Origin of the sequence: Thauera butanivorans (genome assembly GCF_048398245.1) — a bacterium.
Lineage (GTDB): Bacteria > Pseudomonadota > Gammaproteobacteria > Burkholderiales > Rhodocyclaceae > Thauera > Thauera butanivorans.
Map to the genome: position 1 here is coordinate 4,243,497 of NZ_CP183038.1, position 24,730 is coordinate 4,268,226.

The following is a 24,730-nucleotide window of genomic DNA, read 5'->3' on the forward strand; positions in this document are numbered from 1 at the left end:
CTCGCCGCCCATGCTTCCCGCCGTATTCTGCACTCTCGAACGCCAGCCCCGGACCGATGGTGCGGTGACCATCCTGCGCCTGCTGGCGGCCAGTTCGCCCAACTGGCCGGAAGTTGCCCTCGTCGCCGCCCGCGACCCCGTGCTGAGTCTCGCACTGCTGATTGCCCAGCCGCTGGCCGACAACGAGCTTGGCGACGGACTCAACAGCGTGCTGCGCCGGCGCCTCGAACGCATCGGCATCGATCTGCTGCGGGCCTGGCTGGTGGGGCTCGGACACGCGGCCGGCCATGACCCGGCCGCATCCGAGCAAACCTTGCTGCGGGCCGAATGCGCGCTGCATCTCGCGATCGAGACACGCTATGCACGCCCCGACGAAGCCTACCTGGCCGGGCTGTGGCACGGCTTCGCCCCCCCTTCGCCGGATGTCGGCAAGGCCACCACCCCGGCCCGGCACGCCCCTTCGCTGGCCACGCTGGTCGATCACTGCGGACTGCCCGGCAGCCTCGGCGATGCGCTCGAACTGGGCACCGTACTGGAAGAGCAGTTCGCGAGCGCGCACCCTTTGCTGCCCATCGTCGCCGCGGCGCTGCGGCTGGCCGACCCGCAATGGCAGGAACGGCTGCCCGAAGCCGCGCGCCTGACCGGGCTCCATGAAGGGGTGTTGAGCAGCCTGCGCACCGATGTGGACTACATCGTCTCCGGGCATGCCGCCTATCCGCCGCGGTCCGCCCCGACAGCCGAGGCGGCGGCAGCCGGTACCGCAGCGCTGGCCGACGACCCTTACCGCAGCGCCGGCATGCTCGGCCTGTTGACGGCGGCATTCGTCGACCTCGACCCCGCACAGGTCGAAGACCGTCTTGCCATTGCCTGCCCGCTGTTCGGCCTGCACCGCATCCCCACGCTGCTGGCGGCCGACGAGGACGGCATCCTGCGCCCCATGCTGCCCGCCGCGGCAGGCAGCGCCGCCGCGCTCATCGACGAACTGCGGCTCAGGCTGGACGACGAGACCAGCGCCGTCGCACTGTGCGCGCGCAATGAACACACCACCCGCTTCGTCCGGCACGGCAGCCGCAGCGGACGCAGCCTGGCCGACTGGCAGATCGCCCGCTGGCTCGGCCTCGAAGGCTTCTGCTGCCTGCCCCTCACCACCAACGGCCAGGCCGTGGTGGCGCTGATCGGCATGGATCATGAAGGCGAACTCGACAGCGATCTTTGCTGGCGCTACGCCGCGCTGCTCGGTGCCGCAGCGCGCTCGCTGCGTGCCGCGCAGCGAGCGCAGAACGAGATCAGCCGCCGCGAAGCCACGCTGCACCAGCGTTTCCACGACCATCTGCGCAAGATCGTGCACGAAGCGAGCAATCCGCTGACGGTCATCAAGAGCCGGCTGGAGATGCTCGGCATCCAGCGCCCGGACGACACACCGCTGAAGGACGAACTGGTGCAGCTCAACACCGAGCTGGATCGCATCGACAATCTGCTGCGCAGCGCCAGCGCGTTGCCGCAGGAAGCCCCCGAGACACCGCGCTGCCAGGTACCGGCACTGCTGCTCGACATGCGCTCGATCTACGGCGACACGCTGTTCGGCCAGCGCGGCATCCAGTTCGAGCTGCGCGCGCCCAGGCAGCTTCCGCCCGCGGCGATTCCCGCCTCCGCGCTCAAGCAGGTATTGCTCAACCTGTTCCGCAACGCCTCCGAAGCGCTGCAGCCCGGCAGGCGCCTGGTGGTGTCGGCGCTGTCGCAGATCACCGTCGATGGCCGTGCCAGCCTCGAGATCCGTCTCGTCGACAACGGCCCCGGCCTGCCGCCGGAACGCATGGCCGATCCCTTCTCGCCGCAGCGCAGCCAGAAGGGCGGCAAGCATCAAGGCATCGGCCTCAGCATCGTGCACGACATCCTGTCACGCTGGGGCGCGACGCTTCTCTGCCGGAGCCAGCCGGGCAACGGCACGAGCTTCCAGATCTTTCTGCCACTGGAACAATTGGCCTGAATATTGCATCATGTTGTGACAAATAGCATTTAGACATAATTTTGGCGACTCATGTCGATTCCGGGCGATAAACCTTTCCAGCCCACAAAAAGCCTCGGCCCTGTGGAACCCGATTTCCGCATCCTGATCGTCGATGATGATCCGGCGCTGCGGCGCACCTTCCCCCACGTCCTCGCCCACCCCGGCCGCAGCTTCGACGAAACGGGCAGCATCGCCGAAGCCATCGTCCGGCTGGAACAGCATCATTACGACCTGATCCTGCTCGACTACCGGCTGCCGGACGCCTCCGGCCTCGCCCTGCTCGACTGGCTGGTCGAGCGCCGGCGGGACGAAGCCGTCATCATCATCAGCGGCGAAGACGCCATCGATGCCGCGATCGGTGCGCTGCGCCGCGGCGCCGACGACTATGTGCGCAAGCCCTACCACGTCGCCCAGTTGCAGCGCACGGTGGAAAGCACGCTGCACAAGGGCGCGCTCGAGAAGGCCAACCGGGCGATGAGCCAGCGCCTCAGGGCCTCCGAGCAGTTGCACCGCTACCTGGTCGAAAGCTCGCCCGATCTCATCTTCACCCTCGATGCCGAAGGCCGCTTCAGCTACATCAACCCACGCATCAAGCCGCTGCTCGGCTTCGAACGCAATGCGCTGATGCGGCGCCCGTTCACGACCCTGGTCATGCCCGAGGACATCGACCGGATCTGCAACCTGCTCAATCAGCCCAGCCGGATGCCGGGTGAGAGCTTCAACGTCGAACTGCGCCTGCGCTGCAGCCGCGGCGGCGGCAGCAGCAGCATCGACGACTGCATCACGGTCTCGCTCACCGGCCTGCCGATGCTGGCCCAGCCCGGCGACAGCCGCAGCGCCGGGCTCTACGGCGTCGCCCGCGACATCTCCGAACGCAAGCGGGCCGAGGAGATCATCTCCTTCCAGGCCTATCACGACCAATTGACGCACCTGCCGAACCGGGTGCTGTTCAAGGACCGCCTCGAACTGGCGATCGCGCAGGCCCAGCGCCGCACCGGCACCCTGGCGGTGATGTTCATCGACATCGACCGCTTCAAACTGGTCAACGACACCTATGGCCACGCCGAAGGCGATGCCCTGCTGCGCGCGATCGCGGCCCGCCTGTCGACCACACTGCGCCGCGGAGACACGCTGGCCCGGCTCGGCGGCGACGAATTCACGGTCCTGCTGCCCGACATCAACGTTCCCGAAGACGCGGAAACCATCGCCACCAAGATCCTCGACACCCTTGCCGCACCGATCACGCTCAGCCAGGGCGAATATCGCGCGACCATGAGCATCGGCATTGCCCTGTTCCCGCGCGACGGCACCACGGCCGAAGACCTGACACGCCACGCCGACATCGCCATGTACCAGGTCAAGCGCTCGGGCAAGAATGCCTTCCGCTTCTTCGATCCGACGCTGAACGCCCATCATCACGAGCGCATCACGCTGGAAAACGACTTGCGCAACGCCCTGCTGCGCGGCGAGTTCGAACTGCACTACCAGCCCCAGGTCAGCGTCGCCCGCCGCCAGATCGTCGGCATGGAAGCGCTGCTGAGATGGCGGCACCCGGTACTCGGCGCCCTGTCGCCCAACACTTTCATCCAGGTCGCCGAAGAACTGGGCATGATCGGCGAGATCAGCCGCTGGGTCATGGAAGAAGCTTGCACCCAGCTGGCGCAGTGGCGCAGCGCGGGCCACCTGGAACTGCGCATGTCGGTGAACCTGTCGCCGCTGGATTTCGACAAACGCGACATCGTCAGCTCGATCACCGAGTGCCTGGCCCGCCATGCGCTGCCGCCGGGCCAGATCGAGCTGGAGATCACCGAGAGCCTGATGATGAACGACACCGCCGACGTCGCCACCAAGGTCCGGGAACTGCGCAGCGCCGGTCTCAGTGTCGCCATCGACGACTTCGGCACCGGCTACTCGGCGCTCGCCTATCTGCAGAAATTCCCGGTCAGCACGCTGAAGATCGATCGCAGCTTCGTCCGCGACCTCGACGGCCCGAGCATCAATCCGATCATTTCGGCCATCACCGGCATCGCCCGCGGCTTCGCCCTCGACATCGTCGCCGAGGGCGTGGAGCAGCCCGAACAGGCCGAAGCCCTGCAACTGCTGGGCTGCGACGTCATGCAGGGCTACTGGTTCGCACGCCCGGCACCGGCCCACGAAGCGCTGGAATGGCTGGCACAGCCGGCGCGGCTGTTCAACGGCCACTGACTCCCGGCGCCGCAAACACGAAGGGCCCCCGCGCACCACCGCTGCGCGGGTCGCAAGAGGGCCAAGCTTTGCACGGCTGGCCCGTTCCGCAGGCGCGGAGCAGTGCTCCGCGGGCCCCCTGCTCCACCCCCGAGGGGGCGCTTTTTGCCTCGGGACGGCCCGGCAGCAAAAAAGCCGGCATCGCTGCCGGCCTGCGCCAGAGCACCGCCTGCAGGCGGCACCCAATCATCCCGGAACCGGGATCACTTCTGCGACAGGATCCACTCCACCAGCGCCTTGGCGTCGGCGTCATTGACCTGCGGGTTGGGGGGCATCGGAATCTGGCCCCAGTTGCCCACGCCGCCCTTCTGGATCTTGGTGGCCAGCGTGGCGGCTGCATCGGCCTGGCCGGCATACTTGGCCGCGACATCCTTGTAGGACGGACCGACCAGCTTCTTCTCCACCGAATGACAGGCCATACAGTTCTTGGCTTTGGCAAGATCGGCACTGGCGAAGGCCGACGCGCTCGAAAGAAGACCCGCGGCTAGCGCGGCAGCGACGAACAATTTCATGTTTACTTCCTCGTTGATGGTGTTGGCCCTGTAGGGGCGGCCCGATGTTAACCCAGCACCAGACCCATTCCTACCCGAAATCCCCACATAAAACAGCATCTTCGCAAGAAACCCACATGATCGACCCATTAATTTGACGCATATCAAGACTACAGGCCAAGGCTACTGCCTGACCTCCATGCGCTCGTCCACCAGCAGGCCTTCGCGGCTGGCGCGGAAGGGGTTGATGTCGAGCCCGCCCCGGCGCGTATAGCGCGCCCACACCGCCAGTTCGCGCGGCTTGCAGCGCGCCATCAGGTCGCAGAACACGCGCTCGACGCACTGCTCGTGGAACTCGTTGTGGCCACGGAAGGACACGATGTAGCGCAGCAGGCCTTCGCGCTCGATCGCCGGTCCGGTGTAGCGCACCACCAGCATGCCCCAGTCGGGCTGGCCGGTGACCAGGCAGTTCGATTTCAGCAGGTGGGAATACAGCGTCTCCGTCACTTCCCCGCCGCCGGCACGCAACTGTTCGGGTGCGGGCTGGTAGGTATCGATATCGACTTCCAGGCCATCGAGGCAGATCCCGTCCGGATAGGCCGAAGCCCGTTGCGGGCGCAGCGTCAGGGGTTCGACGCTCACCGCCACCTGCGCACCGGCAGCGGCCGAGAGGTCGCGCGCGATGAGGCTGCGCACCTCGTCGGCATCCGTGCACTGCTGCTGGTTGAAGGCGTTGAGATAGAGCTTCAGCGACTTGGATTCGATCAGCCGCGGCGAAGACGCCGGCACGCGGAAACCCGCCAGCGCCACCACCGGCTTGCCGCGCGGATCGAGCCAGGACAGCTCGTAGGCATTCCACAGGTCTTCGCCGACGAAAGGCAGCGCATCGGGCTTCAGCCCCAGTTCGTCGCGCTTCAGCTGCCGTTCGATCGGGAACAGCAGTTCGGGCGCATAGGTATCGCGGTAGGCGACGGCACGGCCGAGCGGAGAGGATTCGGCGCCGTGCGGGCGGCTGCCAGCGGGATTCGCGGAAGTATTCATCGGAGTGCTCGTTCCGGCAAGGAATGATCGAACAGGGCATCGAGATCGCAGGCGGCTTCGACTGCGTCGGCCAGGCGGTCCAGGTCCGCTTCGCGGCGCGCGGCCAGGTCGACCCGCTGCACATCGCCCAGCCCCGCCCAGGCGAGCAGGGCGGCCAGCGCCTCGGGCGCATCGAACAGGCCGTGCAGGTAGGTGCCGAGGATCTGGCCGTCTTCCGATACCGCACCATCGGCGCGCCGGCCTGCCGCCCCCGCGTCCAGCCGCAGCGCCGGACGCTGCAGCGCCGGGCCGGCGGACACGCCCATGTGGATTTCGTAGCCGCGCACCGGCGCTTCGCCGCCGAGCGCGGCATCGAGCCGGCCAGCGGCATTGACCAGTTGCTTGTGCGCTTCCAGCCTCGTTTCCATCTCCAGCCAGCCCAGCCCGGAGGTGGTGCCGGGCGAACCTTCCAGCCCGAGCGGATCGGCCAGCTGCCGGCCCAGCATCTGGAAACCGCCGCAGATGCCGACGACTTTGCCGCCATAGCGCAAATGGCGCCGGATCGCCTCTTCCCAGCCCTGTTCGCGCAGCCAGGCCAGATCGGAGCGTACGCTCTTGGAGCCGGGCAGCACGATCAGATCGGCCGGCGGAATCGCCTGCCCCGGCCCGACCCAGCGGAAATCGACCTGCGGATGCAGGCGCAGCGCGTCGAGATCGGTATGGTTGGAGATGCGCGGATACACCGGCGCCACCACGCGCAGCGTGTCCCCTTCCGCACCCGCCTCTGCGCGCACGTCGGCGGCGCCATCGGCCAGCGCATCCTCGGCATCGAGGAACAAGCCGTGCAGATAGGGCAGCACACCGAACACCTTGCGCCCGGTGCGTGCTTCCAGCCAGTCGAGGCCGGACTGCAGCAGGCCGATGTCGCCGCGGAAACGGTTGATGATGAAGCCCCGCACCCGCGCCTGCTCGGACGGCGACAGCAGTTCGAGGGTGCCGACCAAGTGGGCGAAGACGCCGCCGCGGTCGATGTCGGCCACCAGCACCACCGGCACGTCCGCCGCCTCGGCAAAGCCCATGTTGGCGATGTCGCGGTCGCGCAGATTGATCTCGGCCGGACTGCCGGCGCCTTCGACCAGCAGCGCATCGTACTTTGCGCACAGGCGGTCCCAGCTCTGCAGCACCGCTGCCATCGCGGTGGGCTTGTAGGCGTGATAGTCACGCGCCGACAGGTTGGCGACCGCGCGGCCGTGGATGATGACCTGGGCGCCGATGTCGCTGGACGGCTTGAGCAGCACCGGATTGAAGTCGGTATGCGGCTCGACGCCGGCGGCAGCGGCCTGCAGCGCCTGGGCACGGCCGATCTCGCCGCCGTCGACGGTGACGGCGGAATTCAGCGCCATGTTCTGCGGCTTGAACGGTGCCACGGCCAGGCCACGGCGGCGCAGCGCACGCGCCAGCCCGGCGACCAGCGTGCTCTTGCCGGCATCGGAAGTGGTGCCCTGCACCATCAGGGAGATCGGAGGGGACATGGCGTAGAATCCGGGGTCCTCGGGTAAAGGGGGGCGCCTGGCCGGGCACTCGGCCGGAGCGGCCGGCCAGGCGCACGAAGCTCGTGGGCGGAAATCAGGCGCAGGATTATCGCCGATACCGCTGTTCCAGGCACGGCACCGCTCCTGAGCCGGGCGCCCCCCGGCCGGGCACCCCTTTCCCCTGCCCGCTCCCGGGGAGGAAGAAAACAGTACGGCTTCATGCATCCTCCCAGCCTTTTACTCCAGCCCTGCCCTCATCCTCGATGCTGCTTTCGCTCCCGACCGTCCTTGCGCTGAAAATGGCCGCCGGCCTGCTGGCCGACCGGCTGTTCGGCGAAGTCCGCCGCTTCCATCCGCTGGTGGGCTTCGGCCGCTGGGCACGCGCGGTCGAAGCCACCGTGCGCCGCCTGCTCGGCGAGCAGCGCTTCGCCGGCGCGCTGGCCTGGGCGCTTGCCGTGCTGCCCTGGGCGGCGCTGGCGCTGTGGCTGCGCGGCCTGCACCCGCTGGCGCACTGGCCGGTGGACATCGTGCTGCTGTATTTCGCCCTCGGCGGGCGGAGCCTCGCCGAGCACGCCGAAGCCATTGCCGTGCCGCTCGACGCCGGCGACCTGGACGAAGCACGCCGCCGCGTGGGCTGGATCGTCAGCCGCGACACCCGTGCGCTGGACGCCGAAGGCGTGGCCCGCGCAGGCACCGAGTCGGTGCTCGAAAACGGCAACGACGCGGTGTTCGGCGCGCTGTTCTGGTTCCTGCTGGGCGGCGGCGTGGGCGTGCTGCTGTTCCGCCTGGCGAACACGCTGGATGCGATGTGGGGCTATCGCACGCCGCGCTACCTGCACTTCGGCTGGGCTGCTGCGCGCATCGACGACCTGCTCAACGCCGCGCCCGCCCGCCTCACCGCGCTGACCTATGCCCTGCTCGGCGACACCCGGCGCGCGCTGGCCTGCTGGCGTGCGCAGGCGCCTGCCTGGGACAGCCCCAACGCCGGGCCGGTGATGGCCGCCGGTGCGGGCGCGATCGGCGTCGCGCTGGGCGGCGCGGCGATCTACCACGGCGAGCTGGAGCAGCGTCCACCGCTCGGTGAAGGTCCGCCGCCGGATGCCCGCGCCATCCGCGCCGCCGTCTCGCTGGTGCGGCGCGGCGTGCTGCTGTGGTGGATCGTCACCGCGGCGATGGCACTCGCCGTCTTATCACTCGCAGGCCTGCCCCATGCTTGAGCACGGCGGACGCCTGCGCCGCGCCGCGCAGCAATACGGCATCGCCCTGGACGACTGGCTGGACCTGTCCACCGGCATCAACCCCAGCGTCTATCCCGTGCCCGACATCCCACTGTCGGCCTGGCATCGCCTGCCCGAAGACGATGACGGCCTGGAAGCCGCCGCTGCGCGCTACTACGGCAGCGATGCGCTGCTGCCGGTGGCGGGCTCTCAGCCGGCGATCCAGGCCCTGCCCGCCGTGCTGCCCGGCCGGCGCGTCAGCCTGCTGGCACCGAGCTACGCCGAGCATGCCCACGCCTGGCGGGGGCGCGAACCACGATGGTTCGGCGACGACATCGATGCCGCCGAAGCGGCCGTGAATGCCAGCGACATCGTCGTGCTGGTGCAGCCCAACAACCCCACCGGCCTGCTGTTCGAGCGCGGCCGCCTGCTGGACTGGCGCACCCGGCTTGCCCGGCGCGGCGGCTGGCTGGTGGTGGACGAAGCCTTCATCGACACCACGCCCGAAGCCAGTCTGGTACCGGAAACCGGCGCCGACGGCCTGGTGGTGCTGCGCTCGCTGGGCAAGTTCTTCGGCCTCGCCGGCGCGCGCGTCGGCTTCGTCTTCGCCCCTGCGACGGTGCGCCGGCAGTTGGCCGAAATCCTCGGTCCATGGACGGTCAGCGGCCCGGCACGCCATGCGGCGGGCGCCGCGCTGGCCGACACTGCATGGCAGGCACAGGCACGCACGCGGCTGGCGGCCGACGGCGAACGCCTCGCCGGGCTGCTGCACACCGCCGGACTGGGTCGGCCCGGCGGCCCCAGCCTGTTCAAATGGCTGCCGACGCCCCGCGCCGCCGAATTGCACGGCGCACTTGCCCGGCACGGCGTCCTCGTCCGCCTGTTCGACGGCGAGCCGCCCGGCAGCGCCTTGCCCGCCGTGCCGCCTTCCCTGCGCTTCGGCCTGCCGCCCGACGAAGCGGGCTGGCAGCGGCTGGGGCGCGCACTGCGCGAATGCGCACCGGAGCGTTCCACACCATGACCCTCACACGCCTGCTCGCCTTCTTCGCTGCCGCCGCCTGCCTGGGCCCGGGCGCGGCCCTTGCCTCCCCCGCCGCGGTCGAAACCATCGACGACAGCGGCGCAGCCATCAGGCTCGAACGCCCGGCGCAGCGCATCGTCAGCCTCGCGCCTCACATCACCGAGCTGCTGTTCGCCGCGGGCGCCGGCCCGCAGGTCGTCGGCGTGGTCGCCTACAGCGATTTCCCGCCCGAAGCGAAGTCGCTGCCGCAGGTGGGCGGCTACACCCAGATCAACCTGGAAGCCGTGGCCGCGCTGCGGCCCGACCTCGTCGTCGCCTGGCGCAGCGGCAACCGCAACGCCCACCTCGACCGCCTGCGCGCGCTGGGCGTCCCGGTCTTCATCAACGAACCGCGCAGCCTCGACGACGTCGCCCTCAGCCTGGAAAAGCTCGGCCGCCTGGCCGGCACCGACGCCGCCGCCACCGAAGCGGCGCAGGCTTTCCGCGCCCGCCATGCCGGCCTCGCCGCGCGCTACCGCGACCGGCCGCCGGTGCGCACTTTCTATCAGGTCTGGAACGAACCGATGGTGACGATCAACGACGAGCACCTGATCGCCGACGTCATCCGCCTGTGCGGCGGACGCAACGTGTTCGGCAGCCTCGACACGCTGGCACCGAAGATCGGCATCGAAGCCGTGCTCGCCGCGAATCCGGAAGCGATCGTCGCCAGCGGCATGGGCGAGGCGCGCCCCGACTGGCTGGACCAGTGGAAGCGCTGGCCGGATCTGACCGCCAACGCCAACGGCCACCTGTTCTTCGTCCCGCCCGACCTCCTGCAGCGCCACACACCCCGCATCCTGGACGGCGCTGCCCGCCTGTGCGAGCAGCTCGAATCGGTGCGGGCCGACCGCGGCGACGCACCGGCCACACGCTGACAGCCGGCAGAGTGGGCAGAGCGGAGCGAAACCCATCGCGCCCCCATCGATCCTGACGCCCCAATCCCGGAATGGCGGCTTTCGCCTTCGGCTCCACCCTCGCGCTTCAGTCGCAATGAGACGCTCATCGGCAAGTCAGAAACACGGACGGGCAGCGAAGAAAATCAGTTTTCGTTAATATTCCGTGCAGGACATCACACGCAGGAGACGCCCGATGCGCACGCCACAACCCGACTCGCCCCCGTCCTGTCGCTCACGCCGGCGCTTCATGCAAGCGGGGCTTGCCGGCACGGCCGCATTCGGCCTCGCCGGCAACTGGTCGCGGCTGTCGGCCTTCGCCGCCGACATCGACAATTTCGTCCGCGGCCCCGCCGTGCCCGACATCGCGCCCACACAACTGTCGGAACACGTCTGGATGATCTGGTCGAAGGACGGCTTCCCGACACCGGAGAACCAGGGAATGATGAGCAACATCACCTTCGTCCTCAGCCGCGAAGGCGTGGTGGTGCTCGACCCGGGCGGTTCGGTGCAGATCGGCGAGATGGCGCTGCGCATGCTCCGCCGCATCACCGACAAGCCGGTGGTGGCGGTCTTCAACTCCCACTACCACGGCGACCACTGGCTGGCGAACCACGCTTTCGAGGACGCCTTCGGCAAGGGTCTGCCGATCCATGCCCATCCGGTGACGAAGCGGGAAATCGAAGGCATCCAGGGCAGCGCCTGGCACAGCCTGATGGAGCGCTGGACCAACCAGGCCACCGTCGGCACCCGCATCGTGCCGCCCACGCACACCGTCGAGCACGGCGCCGAATTCGACTTCGGCGACGTCACGCTGCGCATCCACCACTACGGCACTGCCCACACGCCGGGCGACATCTGCGTCGAAGTCGTGCAGGACGGCCTGACCCACGTCGGCGACATCGCCATGGACCGCCGCATCGCCAACATGGACGACGGCTCCTACGTCGGCACCTTCCGCTTCTACGACGAACTGGAAAGGAACGCGCCCTCGCGCATCTGGGTGCCCGGCCACGGCCACCCCGGCGCCGAGGTGCTGAACTGGAACCGTGCGCTGTTCGAAGGCATCTACGAAAACTGCCTGCAAGCGGTCGAAGACGGCCGCGACGCCGACAGCGCGCGCGAGGCGGTGTTGAAAGACCCCCGCGTCGCCAGCCGCGCCGCCGATACCGCGGGCTTCGAATCGAACATCGGCAAGTACGTCAGCCTGGCCTATCTGGAAGCCGAGCAGAACGCTTTCTGAACCGCATCATGCGCGCCTTCCGATCCGCCAGTTCCTCCGGCAGGTCCCGGCGCGCTCAGCCTTCGAACATCTCGTAGCGCCTGCGCCTGTTCTTGCGCCACGTCCGCCACCAGGCACGGTCGAAGGACATCGCCAGGCGCGGCAGCATCGGCGCGAGGAAATGCACGGCGGCCGAGGTCCCTTCGCCTTCGGGCACCCGGCAGGGCACGCGCAGCGCGCTCAAACGCTGCTGCAAGGACGGATGAAAGGCATAGCGCTCGTCCAGGCTCTCCTCGACCGCCACCGCATGGTCGGACACCGTGCGCATGAAGCCCGCTTCCACGCCAAGCGCCATGTCGCGGAACGGCCACAATGCCGGCCGTGCGCGGCTGGCGTTGTAGGCCTCGATCTGCGGCCAGAAATCGTGTTCGAGGAAATGCGACTTGAGGCTGACTTCGACCAGCGCCTCGCCCATCAGGTCATGGCCGACGAGTTCGGCCGCAATGGCATCCGCCTCGAACTCCTCGATGCGCGCCAGGCGCAGCATCTGGACACAGAAGCCGATCGACTTCTCGTCCAGCCACGGTGCAATGCAGGCAAACCCGGCGCTCGCGCGATCCAGGGTCCGCGCCCACCACGCGCGCAATGCCCCGGCGACACCGGCCCAACCGCGCCGTTGGGCCGAAAGATGCCCGAGCTCATGGGCCAGCACTGCTGTGAACTGTGCCGGCGACAGGCTGTGCGCAAGCGGCAGGCCGATCATCAGGCAGGTGTCCAGCGGCCCGGCCACACCCCAGGCTGGCCGCTGGTGGATGTGCGCGTTCATGTCGTCGGTGATGAACACATGCTGGATCGGCTCGATGCCCAGCCGGGCGGCCATGGTATCGAGCAACGCAAACAGCTGCCCGGCCGTCTCGCGTGTCAGGCAGACGCCCTGCGGCCGGGGAGGCGCGCTGAACAGGACGTCGGCGATCGCGGCGCTGCACAGCAACAGCAGCACCGCGCACAGGCTCCACAAGCCGCTGGCGAAGGGATGGCCGCTGACGACCGCTTCCCAGCTGCAGCCCAGCGCATGCGCCACCCCGCCGACCAGGGCGGCGAGCAACAGCATGCCCCCGGCAAGACCGGCCAGGGCGAGCAAGGTCAGGCGCCGGGCGAGACGTGCGCGCAACACGAACAGCCTTTTGCCGGAAGCGGGCGATTTCATGGGAAATGGAGTACCTGAGAACATAGAGCACCATTCTGGACAGGGGACTTTAACGCATTCCACACAAGGTTCTCGCCTGGCGCAGCCGGGCTTCCGGCACCGTTCAACAGCTTCCGCCATCCGGGCAGACGCGGCACTCCCTCCGTGCTTCTTCCACACACGAGCAGCGGCGCCCATGTATTCTTTTTGAATATGCCCTGGAAATTATTCGACATGTATTTTCATTTTGCAACACATTTTTCCTGCATAATTTATTTTTGCTCTGCAACAAGGGCTTTTGGGCGATACGGTACGAGCCAGGCCACGACTGCTGCCGGCTGGAGCCCTGGCAGCCTGGGCGTCGATCCTGGCACAGGCGGCAATGCCTTCCGGGATACGCCTTCACGCTGCTGTGCACAAAAAGCTCGCATCAAGCCCGCATAGTCTCTATAGTGCCGGCTCGCCGCGGCTTGACCGATCGACCGCGGCGGCTCCTGCAACGATCCGGCCGGCGCCCGCCCCGGATCTCTCTCCCGCCAGCCCGGATTGGTGTCGCCACGCATGCGCGACGGACTGGCGCCGGAAACCATCGAATGAATTCCGAAGTCGTCACTTTCGCCAGCCTCGGGCTGGCCGAACCCATCCTGCGCGCCATCGGCGAAGCCGGCTATACCTCGCCGACGCCGATCCAGGCCCAGGCCATTCCGCAAGTGCTCGCCGGCGGCGACCTGCTCGCCGCCGCCCAGACCGGCACCGGCAAGACCGCCGGCTTCACGCTGCCGCTGTTGCACATCCTGTCGCAGACCCACGCCCACCCGCATCCGCCCGGCCGCCCACGCTGCCTGATCCTGACGCCGACGCGCGAACTCGCCGCGCAGGTCGAGGAATCGGTCAAGACCTACGGCAAGCACCTGCCACTGGCTTCGCTGGTGATGTTCGGCGGCGTCAACATCAACCCGCAGATCGGCGCGCTCAAAAAGCGCGTGGACATCCTGGTCGCCACGCCCGGCCGCCTGCTCGACCACGTCGGGCAGAAAACCGTGGACCTGTCCGGCGTCGAGATCCTGGTGCTGGACGAAGCCGACCGCATGCTCGACATGGGCTTCATCCGCGACATCCGCAAGGTGCTTGCGCTGCTGCCGAAGAAGCGCCAGAACCTGCTGTTCTCGGCCACCTTCTCGGACGAGATCCGCCAGTTGGCCCACGGCCTGCTGCACGATCCGGCCACGGTCGAAGTCGCGCCGCGCAACACCACCGCCGAACGCGTCGACCAGGCGGTCTACATGATCGGCCAGAAGCAGAAGCGCGAACTGCTCGCCCACCTGATCAAGGAAAAGCAGTGGTTCCAGGCGCTGGTGTTCACCCGCACCAAGCACGGCGCCAACAAGCTCGCCGAATACCTCAGCAAGCACGGCATCGCCGCCGCCGCGATCCACGGCAACAAGAGCCAGGCGGCGCGCACGCGGGCGCTGGCGCAGTTCAAGGACGGCTCGCTGCCGGTGCTGGTGGCAACCGACATCGCCGCGCGCGGCCTCGACATCGACCAGTTGCCGCAGGTGGTCAACTTCGAACTGCCCAACGTGCCGGAAGACTATGTGCACCGCATCGGCCGCACCGGCCGCGCCGGCGCCGCCGGCAATGCCATCTCGCTGGTCGACGATGAAGAGATCAAGCTGCTAAGCGCGATCGAGCGCCTGATCAAGCGTCGCATCGACCGTGCCGTGGCCGAGGACTTCGTGCCCAGCGCCGGCGCCGAGGCCGCGCACGACGCCGACCACCAGCGCGAACCGCTGCAGCGCCGCGGCGGCCGCTCGGGCCAGGCCCGCAACGGCACCCCGTCCGGTGCGCCACGAGGCGATCGTGCCACCCCCGGCAACCGTGGCGCCGGCCAGGGCAAGCCGGGTGCCCGCCCGCAGCCGCGCCGCGGCGAGGCGGACGGCAACCGCGCACCGCGCAGCGCCGAGCCACGCGAAATCAACGGCAACCGCATGCAGCCGTCGCGCCCCGAAGTGGACGGCAACCGCATTTCCCACGCATCCCGCCGTGGCGACGTCGATGGCAACCGCGCTGTCGACAACCGCCGCGCGGACGTCGATGGCAATCGCGCCCGCCCCGGCCGCAATCGCCCCGCCGCGCCGCGTGCCGCGCTGTTCTCCGCCAAGCCGGGCAGCGGCAACCGCTGAGCACGAGCCACCGGGGCTGCGCGCTCGATCGCGCCCCCGGCCCGCGCGCGGCGGGCGCCGGCTTGCCAAACCCTGTCCCCTCACTTAAGCTTCGCGCGCATTCGATCCAGGTGCCCTGTGCCGCCGCCGTGCGCCCAGGGTGAAACGGGAAGTCCGGTGACGCCGCCTCCAGCGGCCATTCCGGCGCAGCCCCCGCTGCTGTAGTCCTGACGGATTCCGCCCCCCTGCCACTGGGCTTCGCCCGGGAAGGCTGCGGACATCCGGACGAAGGAGAGCCAGAAGACCGGCCTGGTCGATTGAAGGTCACTGCCCCGGGGTGCGGGCGATCACCGTCTGGCCTGGCCGTCCCGGCCCCAGCCTTCCGCTGTCCGTCCCTACCCCATGCAGGCCGATCGTCGCCGCACCCGCGCAGCCGCAGCCATGGACCAGGACACCCAGCACCACCACATCCCTTCTTCCCACGCCTCCAGGGCCGGCACGGTGCAAGCGCCCGGCATTGGCGCCTGAGATGGCCGTGCGCCTGCTCGCTGCGCTGCTGGCCCTGCTGTCCGGCTCCGTCGCCTTCGCTGCAGCCGGCGCGGCGCTGCCGCGCGTGATGTCGACCAACCTGTGCGCCGACATGCTGGTGCTCGGCCTGGCCGAACCGGCGCAGATCGTCTCGGTGTCGCGCAAGAGCCAGGACCCGCGCCGCACCGCGATGTACGAACAGGCCCGCCGCCATCCCGCCAACGACGGCAGCGCCGAGGAAGTGCTGGCCTTGCGCCCCGACGTCGTGCTCGCGTCGCGGCGCTGGCAGGCGCGCCACCAGGCCGCGCTGTTCGAACGCCACGGCATCGGGATCGTCACCGTGCCCTACCCGACCGACTGGAACGGCATCTTCGCCAGCACCCGGCACATCGCCGGCCGGCTCGGCCGCGCCGCCGCCGGCGAGGCGCTGGTGGCCGACGTGCAGGCCCGCATCGCCCACCTGCAGGCAAGCACGCATCCGGCCCGCGCGCTCTACCTGCGCCCCAACGGCGGCAGCGCCGGCGCCGGCACCTATGTCGACGCGGTGTTCCAGGCCGCCGGCGTGCGCAATCACGCCACCGAGTCCGGCCGCCGCGGCTGGGGCCGGGTCGCGCTGGAGGACGTGGTCGCCGACCCGCCCGACGTCTTCGTCGTCAGCAGCATGCTCAACGACACCACCTATGCCCGCTCCGGCTTCGCCCGCCATCCGCAGATGCGGACGCTGCTCGCCGAACGGCCGGTGGTGCGCATGGACGGCAACGACTGGGGCTGCAGCAACTGGCAGTTGATCGAGGCCGCCGAAGACATCGCCGCACAATTGGCCCGCCTAAGTCCGCCGGTCCCGATGTCCCGCAGCCGGGCATCTCTAAGCCGGGCGCCCCTCTCCCCTGTCGGAGCCGGGGGTGCAGAAGAAGCGGCAAGCGCCAGGCAGCAAATCACCGCCTCACCGGCACGGGTGCCGCAATGACGGCCGGCCAAGCCACATCCCGGCCCCCGCTGCCACGCACCAGCCAAGTCGCGCTGCCGCTCAATGGCCTGCTCGCGCTGGCCCTGCTCATGCTCGCGCTGGTCTCGCTCGGCATCGGCCCGGTGCAGCTGGCGCTCGCCGACGTCGCCGCCGCACTGCTGCCGGTCGGCGATGGCGCATCCGAAGCGCTGGCCCGCCAGCATGCCATCGTCGCCGAGATCCGCCTGCCGCGCGTGCTGCTGGCGATCCTGGTCGGCGCTTCGCTCGGCATGTCGGGCGCGGCGCTGCAGGGCCTGCTGCGCAATCCGCTCGCCGAGCCGGGTCTGCTCGGCATCAGCTCCAGCGCCAGTCTGGGCGCGGTGCTGTGCCTGTACTTCGGCCTCGCCCAGCTGACGCCCTGGCTGCTGCCGGCGGCGGCGATGGGCTGCGCCGCGCTGGCGACGCTGGTACTGTACCGCATCGCCCGCCGCGGCACCGGCAACCTGACCCTGATCCTGGCCGGTGTGGCGCTGTCCTCGCTGGCCGGCGCCTTGACTTCGCTGGCCATCAACCTCGCCCCCAACCCGACCGACGTCCAGGACATCGTGCTGTGGCTGCTCGGCTCGCTGGCCGACCGCAGCTTCGACGACATCCGCCTGTGCCTGCCTTTCGTGCTCGCCGGCCTGGCGCTGCTGGCCACCTGCGGACGCGACCTCGACGCGCTGTCGGTGGGCGAGGACGAGGCCGCCAGCATGGGCGTCAATCTCGCCCGCCTGCGCGCGCAGGTCGTCGTCGGCACCGCGCTGTGCGTCGGCGCCAGCGTTGCCGTGACCGGCGCGATCGGCTTCGTCGGCCTGGTCGTGCCGCACATGCTGCGCCGCGCGGTGGGCTACCACCCGGCGCGCCTGCTGGTGTCGAGCGCACTCGGCGGCGCGGTGCTGCTGCTGGCCGCCGACGTGGTGCTGCGGCTGGTCAGCGGCGGCTTCGAACTGATGCTGGGCGTGGTCACGGCACTGATCGGCGCACCCTTCTTCTTCGTGCTGGTGCTGCGCGAACGGCTGGGGCGGGCATGACGCGGCTGCTCATCGAATCCCTCTTCGTGCGCCAGGGCAGCGCGACCCTGGTCGATGGCGTCTCCGCCGAAATCGGCCAGGGCGAGCTGTTCGGCCTGATCGGCCCCAACGGCGCCGGCAAGAGCAGCCTGCTGCGGGCGGTGGCACAGTTGCTGCCGCACCAGGGCACGATCCGGCTCGACGGCACACCGCTCGCCACGCTGCCGCCGCGCCAGCGCGCCACCCGGCTGGCCTATCTCGCCCAGGGCGACCATGCCGCCTGGCCGCTGACGGTGCGCGACTTCGTCGCCCTCGGCCGCCTGCCGCACCGCCCGCGCTGGCGCGCGGCGCCGGACGGCGACGAGGTCGTCGCCCAGGCGATCGCCCGGATGCGGCTGGAAGCGCTGGCCGACCGCCGGCTCGACCAGTTGTCCGGCGGCGAACGCGCCCGCGCCCGGCTGGCCCGCGCGCTGGCCGTCGATGCCCCCCTGCTGCTGGCCGACGAGCCAGTCGCGGCGCTCGACCCCTTCCACCAGTTGAGCGTGATGGAACTGCTGCGCGAGCAGTGCGCGCTCGGCCGCACCGTGATGGTGGTGCTGCACGACCTGACGCTGGCCAGCCGCTTCTGCCACCGCGTGCTGCTGATGGACCACGGCCGCGCCGTGGCCTGCGGCGCACCGCGCAGCGTGCTCACCGCCGCCAACCTGCAGCGCGTCTACCAGGTGCAGGCGATGCTGGGCGAACACGAGCGCCAGCCCTACGTCGTGCCCTGGCGCTGCCGGCCCGAAGGCGCGGCGCAGGCACCTGAAAACGATGCGGACGCATCGGCGTCTGCACCCTCCAGCAAAGATTCGCATGCCGGAACGGCTGTTCCGCCCGCAAGTGCATTCGCATCCCCTAGCCGCTGAATTCCCGAACCTCCAGGAGAAGCTCCATGTCCGTCCAGGCCAGAATCCCCGCCACCATCGTCACCGGCTTCCTCGGCAGCGGCAAGACCACGCTGCTGCGCCACATCCTGAACAATGCCGACGGCCGCCGCATCGCCGTGATCGTCAATGAGTTCGGCGAGCTCGGCATCGATGGCGACATCCTGCGCGGCTGCGGCATCGGCTGCGACGAGGACGGCCGGGAACGCCCCGGCGAGCTGTTCGAACTCGCCAACGGCTGCCTGTGCTGCACGGTGCAGGAAGAGTTCTACCCGGTGATGCGCGAACTGATCGCGCGCCGCGGCGACATCGACCACATCCTGATCGAGACTTCCGGCCTGGCCCTGCCCAAGCCGCTGGTGCAGGCCTTCAACTGGCCCGAGATCCGCAACGCCTGCACGGTGGATGCGGTCGTCACCGTGGTCGACGTGCCCGCCGCCGCGTCCGGCCAGTTCGCCGCCAATCCGCCGGCGGTCGATGCCCAGCGCCGCGCCGATCCCAACCTGGACCACGAATCGCCGCTGCACGAGCTGTTCGAGGACCAGCTGTCGGCCGCCGACCTGGTCGTGCTGTCCAAGACTGACCTCGCCGACGCCGAGGCCCGCGCCCGCGTCGAAGCCCTGGTGCGCGAGGAGCTGCCGCCCGAAGTGAAGATCGTCGCCGCCGACCAGGGCCGCATCGAGCTCGGCATCGTGCTCGGCCTGGGCGCCGCCTCGGAAGAGAACATCCACCTGCGCCAGAGCCACCACGACCACGAGGAAGGCGAGGCGCATGACCACGATCACGACGCCTTCGACTCGGTGGTGGTCGACCTGCCGCTGGTCGAGCGCGAGCGCCTGCTCGAGATCCTGCACACACTCACCGCCGAGCACGCCATCTATCGCGTCAAGGGCTTCGCCGCCCTGCCCGGCAAGCCGATGCGGCTGGTGGTGCATGGCGTCGGCCGGCGCTTCGACAGCTACTTCGACCGCCGCTGGCTGGCGGACGAAGCGCCGCGCACCCACCTGGTGCTGATCGGCGAAGACCTCGATGCCGGCACCCTGCGCGACGCCCTGGCCGCGGCCGCCATCGCTGCCGACGCCCCTGCCGGGGCCGCCTGATGCACCTGCTCGCGGCCCAGCCCGGCGGCTTCGTCGACGACGCCTCGATCATCACGCGCATCGCGCAGGATCCGGCCGACATCGCCATCCTCAGCGCCGCCGACACCACGCTGGCGCTGCTCGCCGCCGCCTGGCCGGCCGCGAGCGACGGCATCGAAGCTTTCCCGACCCTGCGGCTGGCCAACCTGCTGCACCTGCGCCAGCCGGCGTCGGTCGACCTCTACCTCGACGACGTGCTGCAGCACGCCCGCGTCATCGTCATCGACCACCTCGGCGGCGAAAGCTACTGGCCCTACGGCACCGAACGCATCGGCGAGTTGTGCCGCGCACGCGGCATCGCGCTGGTGATGTTCTCCGGCGACACCACCGAAGACAGCAACCTGCTGCAGAAGAGCACGGTCGATGCCGAGACCTGCCGCACGCTGTGGCGCTACCTGCGCGAAGGCGGGCCGGCCAACGCGCGCGCCTTCCACCAGTTCCTCGCCGCTCAGTTCTTCGACCTCCCGCTGCAGGTGCCGCCGCCGCGGCCGCTGCCCGCGGTGGCGGTGTTCCACCCGCGCCAGGAACTCGGCTCGGTGGAGAGCTGGCGCGGCGACTGGCAGCCCGGCGCGCCCTGCGTCGCCGTGCTGTTCTACCGCGCCCACCTGCAGGCCGGCAACACCGCGGTGTTCGCCCACCTGTGCGACACGCTGGCCGCGCGCGGCATGAACCCGCTGCCGATCGCGCTGCTGTCGCTGAAGGACGCGCTGTGCGCCGACACCCTGCGCCGGCTGTGCCGCGAGCACGAAGTAGCACTGATCCTCAACACCACCGCGTTCTCGCAGTCCGCACTCGACGATCCCGGCGACCATGCGCTGGTCGACGACATCCCGGTGCTGCAGGTCATCCTGTCCGGCGGCAACGAGGAAGGCTGGCGGGCAGATCCGCACGGCCTGGCGCCGCGCGACATCGCCATGCACATCGCCCTGCCCGAAGTGGACGGCCGCATCATCAGCCGCGCGGTCAGCTTCAAGGGCCTGTCGCACCGCTGCGAACAGACCCAGTGCGACGTCGTGCAATACCGCCCGCAGCCCGAGCGCATGGCTTTCGTCGCCGAACTGGCGCGGCGCTGGTGCCGGCTGCGGGCACAGCCGAACGCCGGCAAGCGGCTGGCGCTGGTGCTGGCCAACTACCCCAGCCGCGAAGGCCGGCTGGGCAACGGCGTCGGCCTCGACACCCCGGCCTCGGTGATCGCCATCCTCGAACGCCTGCGCGACGAGGGCTACGCCACCGAGGCCATCCCGGCCGACGGCGACGCGCTGATGGTGCAGTTGAAGGAGGGCATCACCAACGACCCCGAGCAGTGGGCGCTGCGCCCGGCGCGGCAGAGCCTGGCGATGGAAGCCTACCTCGCCTTCTTCGAGCGCCTGCCGCAGGCCGTGCGCAACGCGGTGAACGAACGCTGGGGCCAGCCGACCGACGATCCGATGACGCGCCAGGGCCGCTTCATGATCGCCGGGCTGCGCTGCGGCCAGGTCTTCGTCGGCATCCAGCCCGCGCGCGGCTACGAGCTCGACGCCCAGGCCAGCTACCACGACCCCGACCTGGTGCCGCCGCACCACTATCTCGCCTTCTACTGCTGGCTGCGCGAAGTCTGGCGCAGCGACGCCATCGTGCACGTCGGCAAGCACGGCAACCTCGAATGGCTGCCGGGCAAGAGCGTGGCGCTGTCGGACGAATGCTGGCCCGACCTCGCCTTCGGCCCGCTGCCCCACCTCTACCCCTTCATCGTCAACGACCCCGGCGAAGGCACCCAGGCCAAGCGCCGCGCCCAGGCGGTGATCATCGACCACCTGATGCCGCCGCTGACCCGCGCCGAAAGCTACGGCCCGACGCGCGACCTCGAGCGCCAGGTCGATGAATACTACGAAGCGCTGATGCTCGATCCGCGCCGTGCCGAGCTGCTGCGTCGCCAGATCCTCGACCACATCCTGCGCCACGACCTGCATCGCGACCTCGGCTTCGACGAGCCGCAGACGGCCGAAGAAGAACAGCGCCTGCTCAACCGCACCGACGCCTACCTGTGCGACCTGAAGGAAGCCCAGATCCGCGACGGCCTGCACATCTTCGGCCGCTCGCCCACCGCGCGGCTGCGGCGCGACACCCTGCTCGCGCTGGCACGCCATCCGGTCGGCGACGGCCGCGGCGGCAAGGAAGGCCTGACCCGCGCGCTGGCCGCCGATCTCGGCCTGTGCGGCGAGGATGGCAACCGCTTCGACCCGCTCGATTCCGACTGGGGCCAGCCCTGGCAAGGCCCGCGTCCGGCCGTGCTCGCCACGCTCGGCGACGGCCTGTGGCGCAACGCCGGCCACACGCGCGAACGGCTGGAGCTGTTGGCGCTGCAGGTGCTGGAACAGGGCCTGCCGGAAGGCTCTGGTGAACAGACATCCACACGGTTTTCCCCTTCCTTCCCTACGGAGGAGAACCAGGAAAAAAGGGAAGCAGTCGAGGAAGCACCCCGTTGGCCCCGTACTGCTGCCGTGCTCGAGCGCATCGACCACGAACTGCGCCCGCGCCTCGACGCCTGCGGTCAACAGGAACTGCTGCAGCTGATGCGCGGTCTCGCCGGCCGCTTCGTGCCACCGGGGCCGAGCGGCGCGCCCACCCGCGGCCGCCCCGACGTGCTGCCGACCGGGCGCAACTTCTATTCGGTCGACACCCGCGCCGTGCCCACGCAGACGAGCTGGGCGCTCGGCCTGAAATCCGCCGCGCTGCTGGTCGAACGCTACGTGCAGGAGCACGGCGACTACCCGCGCGCGATCGGCCTGTCGGTATGGGGCACGGCAACGATGCGCACCGGCGGCGACGACATCGCCCAGGCCTTCGCGCTGATCGGCGTGCGGCCGAAGTGGGCCGACGGCAGCCACCGCGTGGCCGACTTCGAGATCCTGCCGATGTCGCTGTTCGACCGCCCGCGCATCGACGTCACACTGCGCGTGTCCGGCTTCTTCCGCGACGCCTTCGCCAACGTCATCCGCCTGTTCGACGCCGCGGTGCAGGCCATCGCCGAACTCGACGAGGCCGAGGACATCAACCCGATCCGCGCCCGCATCCTGCGCGAAGCCGCCATGCTCGCGGCCGAAGGCATGGACGCGGCCGAGGCCCGCCGCCACGCCGGTCACCGCATCTTCGGCGCCAAGCCCGGTGCTTACGGCGCCGGCCTGCAAGGCCTGATCGACGGCCGCAACTGGGACGACGACGCCGACCTCGCGACCGCCTGGCTCGAATGGGGCGGCCACGCCTACGGCCAGCACGACTACGGCAGCGAGGCCCGCGGCACCTTCGCCCGCCGCCTGTCAGGCATCGATCTGGTGATGCAGAACCAGGACAATCGCGAGCACGACCTGCTCGACTCCGACGACTACTACCAGTTCCAGGGCGGCATGACCGCCGCGGTACGCCACCTCTCCGGCAACCAGCCGGCAGTCTATTTCGGCGACCACGCCAACCCGCAGGCACCGGTGGTGCGCTCACTGGAAGAGGAAATCAGCCGCGTCGTGCGCTCGCGCGTGACCAACCCCAAATGGATCGCCGGCATCAAGCGCCACGGCTACAAGGGCGCGTTCGAGATGGCGGCCACGGTCGATTACCTGTTCGCCTTCGACGCCACCGCCCGCGTCGTCCGCGACGACCAGTACGCCCGCGTCGCCGACGCCTACATCGAAGACGCCCACACCCGCGACTTCCTGCAGCGCCACAACCCCGACGCGCTGCGCGAAATGTGCGAACGCCTGCTCGAAGCCATGCAGCGCGGCCTGTGGCAATCGCCCGGCGACTGGCGCGAACGCATCGAACAGCACCTGCTCGCCGCCGAACAGCATCTGGAAAACCGATGAACCCTTCTTCCATTGACGCCCTCTTCGCCCCGGCTTCCGCCGCGCCCAGCTACCCCTTCGCCGCGCTGCACGGCCAGCCGCAGCTGCGCACCGCGCTGCTGCTCGCCGCCGTCGATCCGCTGATCGGCGGCGTGCTGATCGAAGGGCCGCGCGGCACCGCCAAATCCACCAGCGCGCGTGCGCTCGCCGAGCTGCTGCCGCGCGAGCACGGCGGTGGACGCTTCGTCGACCTGCCGCTGGGCAGCAGCGAGGAACAACTCGTCGGCTCGCTCGACCTCGAAGCCGCGCTGCAGCACGGCCGCGTCGCCTTCCGCCCCGGCCTGCTGGCCCGGGCGCACGACGGCGTGCTGTACATCGACGAAGTCAACCTGCTCGCCGACGGCCTGGTCGACCTGCTGCTCGACGTCTGCGCCAGCGGCATCAACCGCGTCGAACGCGACGGCGTCTCGCACCAGCACCCGGCGCGGCTGACCCTGGTCGGCACCATGAACCCCGAGGAAGGCGAACTGCGCCCGCAACTGCTGGACCGCTTCGGCCTGTTCGTGCGCCTGGGCGACACCCTCGCCACCGCCGAACGCCAGGCCATCGTGCGCGCCCGGCTGGCCTTCGACACCGACCCGGCCGCCTTCGCCCGCCGCTTCGACGCCGAACAGCGCGACCTCGCCCGGCGCATCGCCCGTGCCCGCAGCGCGCTGGCCGGCATCGGCTTCGGCGACGCCGCCCACGAGCGCGTTGCCGCGCTGTGCCACGCCGCCCAGGTCGAAGGCGTGCGCGCCGACCTCGTCATGCTGCGCGCCGCGCGCGCCCACGCCGCGCTCGACGGCCGCGGCGAAATCGCCGATGCCGACATCGACGCCGTGGCCGAACTGGTACTCGCCCATCGCCGCAAGGCGGCCGACGACGTTCCGCCGCAAACGCCGCAACACCGCGACGACACGGCTCCGGCCCAAGGCGACGGCAGCCGATCCACGAACGGACAAGCAAGCACCAGCACGTCCGACGACTCAGGCCAGCCGGACCCAAGCGATCAGCCGGACGACTGGGGCGCGCTGCCGCCGCAGCCGGTGCCGATCCACACGGTCAAGAACGTGAGGCCGCTGCATGCAAAAAAGCCCTGACGCGTCCGGCGGCCACGCCCGGCAGGGCCGCCGCCGGACGCGCACCCAGCCCCGCGAAGAAAGGCCGCCCCGGCCCGGCCACCGGCACGCGCCTCGACTGGCCGCGCACGCTGGCGGCCAAGGCCGACGCCGCGCTCGCCCCCGCCCACC

Annotated in this window: 17 protein-coding genes and 1 riboswitch; of the genes, 13 read left to right on the forward strand and 4 right to left on the reverse strand. The window is 69.8% G+C overall.

Features of this window, described 5'->3' with window-relative positions; all coding sequences use genetic code 11:
* Positions 1-10 precede the first annotated feature (10 nt).
* The gene (locus ACNQFN_RS20555) at positions 11-1,987 is read left to right on the forward strand and encodes an ATP-binding protein (RefSeq protein WP_068635302.1); all 1,977 of its coding nucleotides are present in this window, start codon (positions 11-13) and stop codon (positions 1,985-1,987) included.
* A 51-nt stretch (positions 1,988-2,038) separates the two neighbouring features.
* Positions 2,039-4,213, forward strand: a complete 2,175-nt coding sequence (locus ACNQFN_RS20560; RefSeq protein WP_418647418.1) for an EAL domain-containing protein — start codon at positions 2,039-2,041, stop codon at positions 4,211-4,213.
* Between the two features lie 242 nt (positions 4,214-4,455).
* Here ACNQFN_RS20560 and ACNQFN_RS20565 read toward each other — a convergent pair whose 3' ends face one another.
* The 3 genes from ACNQFN_RS20565 to ACNQFN_RS20575 form a co-directional block, all read right to left on the reverse strand.
* Positions 4,456-4,764, reverse strand: a complete 309-nt coding sequence (locus tag ACNQFN_RS20565) for a c-type cytochrome (RefSeq protein ID WP_068635300.1) — start codon at positions 4,762-4,764, stop codon at positions 4,456-4,458.
* A 162-nt stretch (positions 4,765-4,926) separates the two neighbouring features.
* Entirely contained in the window at positions 4,927-5,784 is an 858-nt protein-coding gene (gene queF / locus ACNQFN_RS20570; RefSeq protein ID WP_068635299.1) for an NADPH-dependent 7-cyano-7-deazaguanine reductase QueF, read from the reverse strand.
* A complete protein-coding gene (locus ACNQFN_RS20575; RefSeq protein WP_068635298.1) occupies positions 5,781-7,295 on the reverse strand; it encodes a cobyric acid synthase in 1,515 nt (504 codons plus the stop codon). The genes queF and ACNQFN_RS20575 overlap by 4 nt, the downstream gene beginning before the upstream one ends.
* A gap of 263 nt (positions 7,296-7,558) precedes the next feature.
* Here ACNQFN_RS20575 and cbiB point away from each other — a divergent pair, with 263 nt between their 5' ends.
* The 4 genes from cbiB to ACNQFN_RS20595 all read left to right on the forward strand — a co-directional run bounded on the left by cbiB (position 7,559) and on the right by ACNQFN_RS20595 (position 11,708).
* Positions 7,559-8,512, forward strand: a complete 954-nt coding sequence (cbiB, locus tag ACNQFN_RS20580) for an adenosylcobinamide-phosphate synthase CbiB (protein ID WP_068635297.1) — start codon at positions 7,559-7,561, stop codon at positions 8,510-8,512.
* The gene (gene cobD, locus ACNQFN_RS20585) at positions 8,505-9,533 is read left to right on the forward strand and encodes a threonine-phosphate decarboxylase CobD (protein WP_068635296.1); all 1,029 of its coding nucleotides are present in this window, start codon (positions 8,505-8,507) and stop codon (positions 9,531-9,533) included. Before cbiB ends, cobD begins: the two co-directional genes overlap by 8 nt.
* Positions 9,530-10,447, forward strand: coding sequence for a cobalamin-binding protein (locus ACNQFN_RS20590; RefSeq protein WP_418647419.1), 918 nt, complete (start codon positions 9,530-9,532; stop codon positions 10,445-10,447). The genes cobD and ACNQFN_RS20590 overlap by 4 nt, the downstream gene beginning before the upstream one ends.
* A gap of 214 nt (positions 10,448-10,661) precedes the next feature.
* A complete protein-coding gene (locus ACNQFN_RS20595) occupies positions 10,662-11,708 on the forward strand; it encodes an MBL fold metallo-hydrolase (protein ID WP_068635294.1) in 1,047 nt (348 codons plus the stop codon).
* 55 nt (positions 11,709-11,763) lie between these two features.
* Here the strand turns inward: ACNQFN_RS20595 and ACNQFN_RS20600 are convergent, their stop codons facing one another.
* Positions 11,764-12,894, reverse strand: coding sequence for a M48 family metallopeptidase (locus ACNQFN_RS20600; RefSeq protein WP_068635293.1), 1,131 nt, complete (start codon positions 12,892-12,894; stop codon positions 11,764-11,766).
* Positions 12,895-13,466: 572 nt separating this feature from the next.
* Here ACNQFN_RS20600 and ACNQFN_RS20605 point away from each other — a divergent pair.
* From ACNQFN_RS20605 to ACNQFN_RS20635, 7 genes are all read left to right on the forward strand, one after another.
* Positions 13,467-15,056 carry a DEAD/DEAH box helicase gene (locus tag ACNQFN_RS20605; protein WP_068635292.1) on the forward strand — a complete coding sequence of 530 codons (1,590 nt, stop codon included), beginning with the start codon at positions 13,467-13,469 and terminating at the stop codon, positions 15,054-15,056.
* 91 nt (positions 15,057-15,147) lie between these two features.
* Positions 15,148-15,363, forward strand: a riboswitch (cobalamin riboswitch).
* A gap of 201 nt (positions 15,364-15,564) precedes the next feature.
* Complete coding sequence (locus ACNQFN_RS20610; RefSeq protein ID WP_418647420.1) at positions 15,565-16,530, forward strand: ABC transporter substrate-binding protein; 966 nt, start codon at positions 15,565-15,567, stop codon at positions 16,528-16,530.
* Positions 16,527-17,582, forward strand: a complete 1,056-nt coding sequence (locus ACNQFN_RS20615) for a FecCD family ABC transporter permease (protein WP_068635290.1) — start codon at positions 16,527-16,529, stop codon at positions 17,580-17,582. The genes ACNQFN_RS20610 and ACNQFN_RS20615 overlap by 4 nt, the downstream gene beginning before the upstream one ends.
* A complete protein-coding gene (locus tag ACNQFN_RS20620; RefSeq protein ID WP_083953454.1) occupies positions 17,579-18,469 on the forward strand; it encodes an ABC transporter ATP-binding protein in 891 nt (296 codons plus the stop codon). The genes ACNQFN_RS20615 and ACNQFN_RS20620 overlap by 4 nt, the downstream gene beginning before the upstream one ends.
* A 26-nt stretch (positions 18,470-18,495) precedes the next feature.
* Positions 18,496-19,587: a cobalamin biosynthesis protein CobW gene (gene cobW / locus ACNQFN_RS20625; RefSeq protein WP_068635289.1), complete on the forward strand. Its 1,092-nt coding sequence runs from the start codon at positions 18,496-18,498 to the stop codon at positions 19,585-19,587.
* A complete protein-coding gene (gene cobN / locus ACNQFN_RS20630; protein WP_418647421.1) occupies positions 19,587-23,462 on the forward strand; it encodes a cobaltochelatase subunit CobN in 3,876 nt (1,291 codons plus the stop codon). Before cobW ends, cobN begins: the two co-directional genes overlap by 1 nt.
* Positions 23,459-24,580, forward strand: a complete 1,122-nt coding sequence (locus ACNQFN_RS20635) for an ATP-binding protein (protein WP_068635287.1) — start codon at positions 23,459-23,461, stop codon at positions 24,578-24,580. Before cobN ends, ACNQFN_RS20635 begins: the two co-directional genes overlap by 4 nt.
* Positions 24,581-24,730 lie beyond the last annotated feature (150 nt).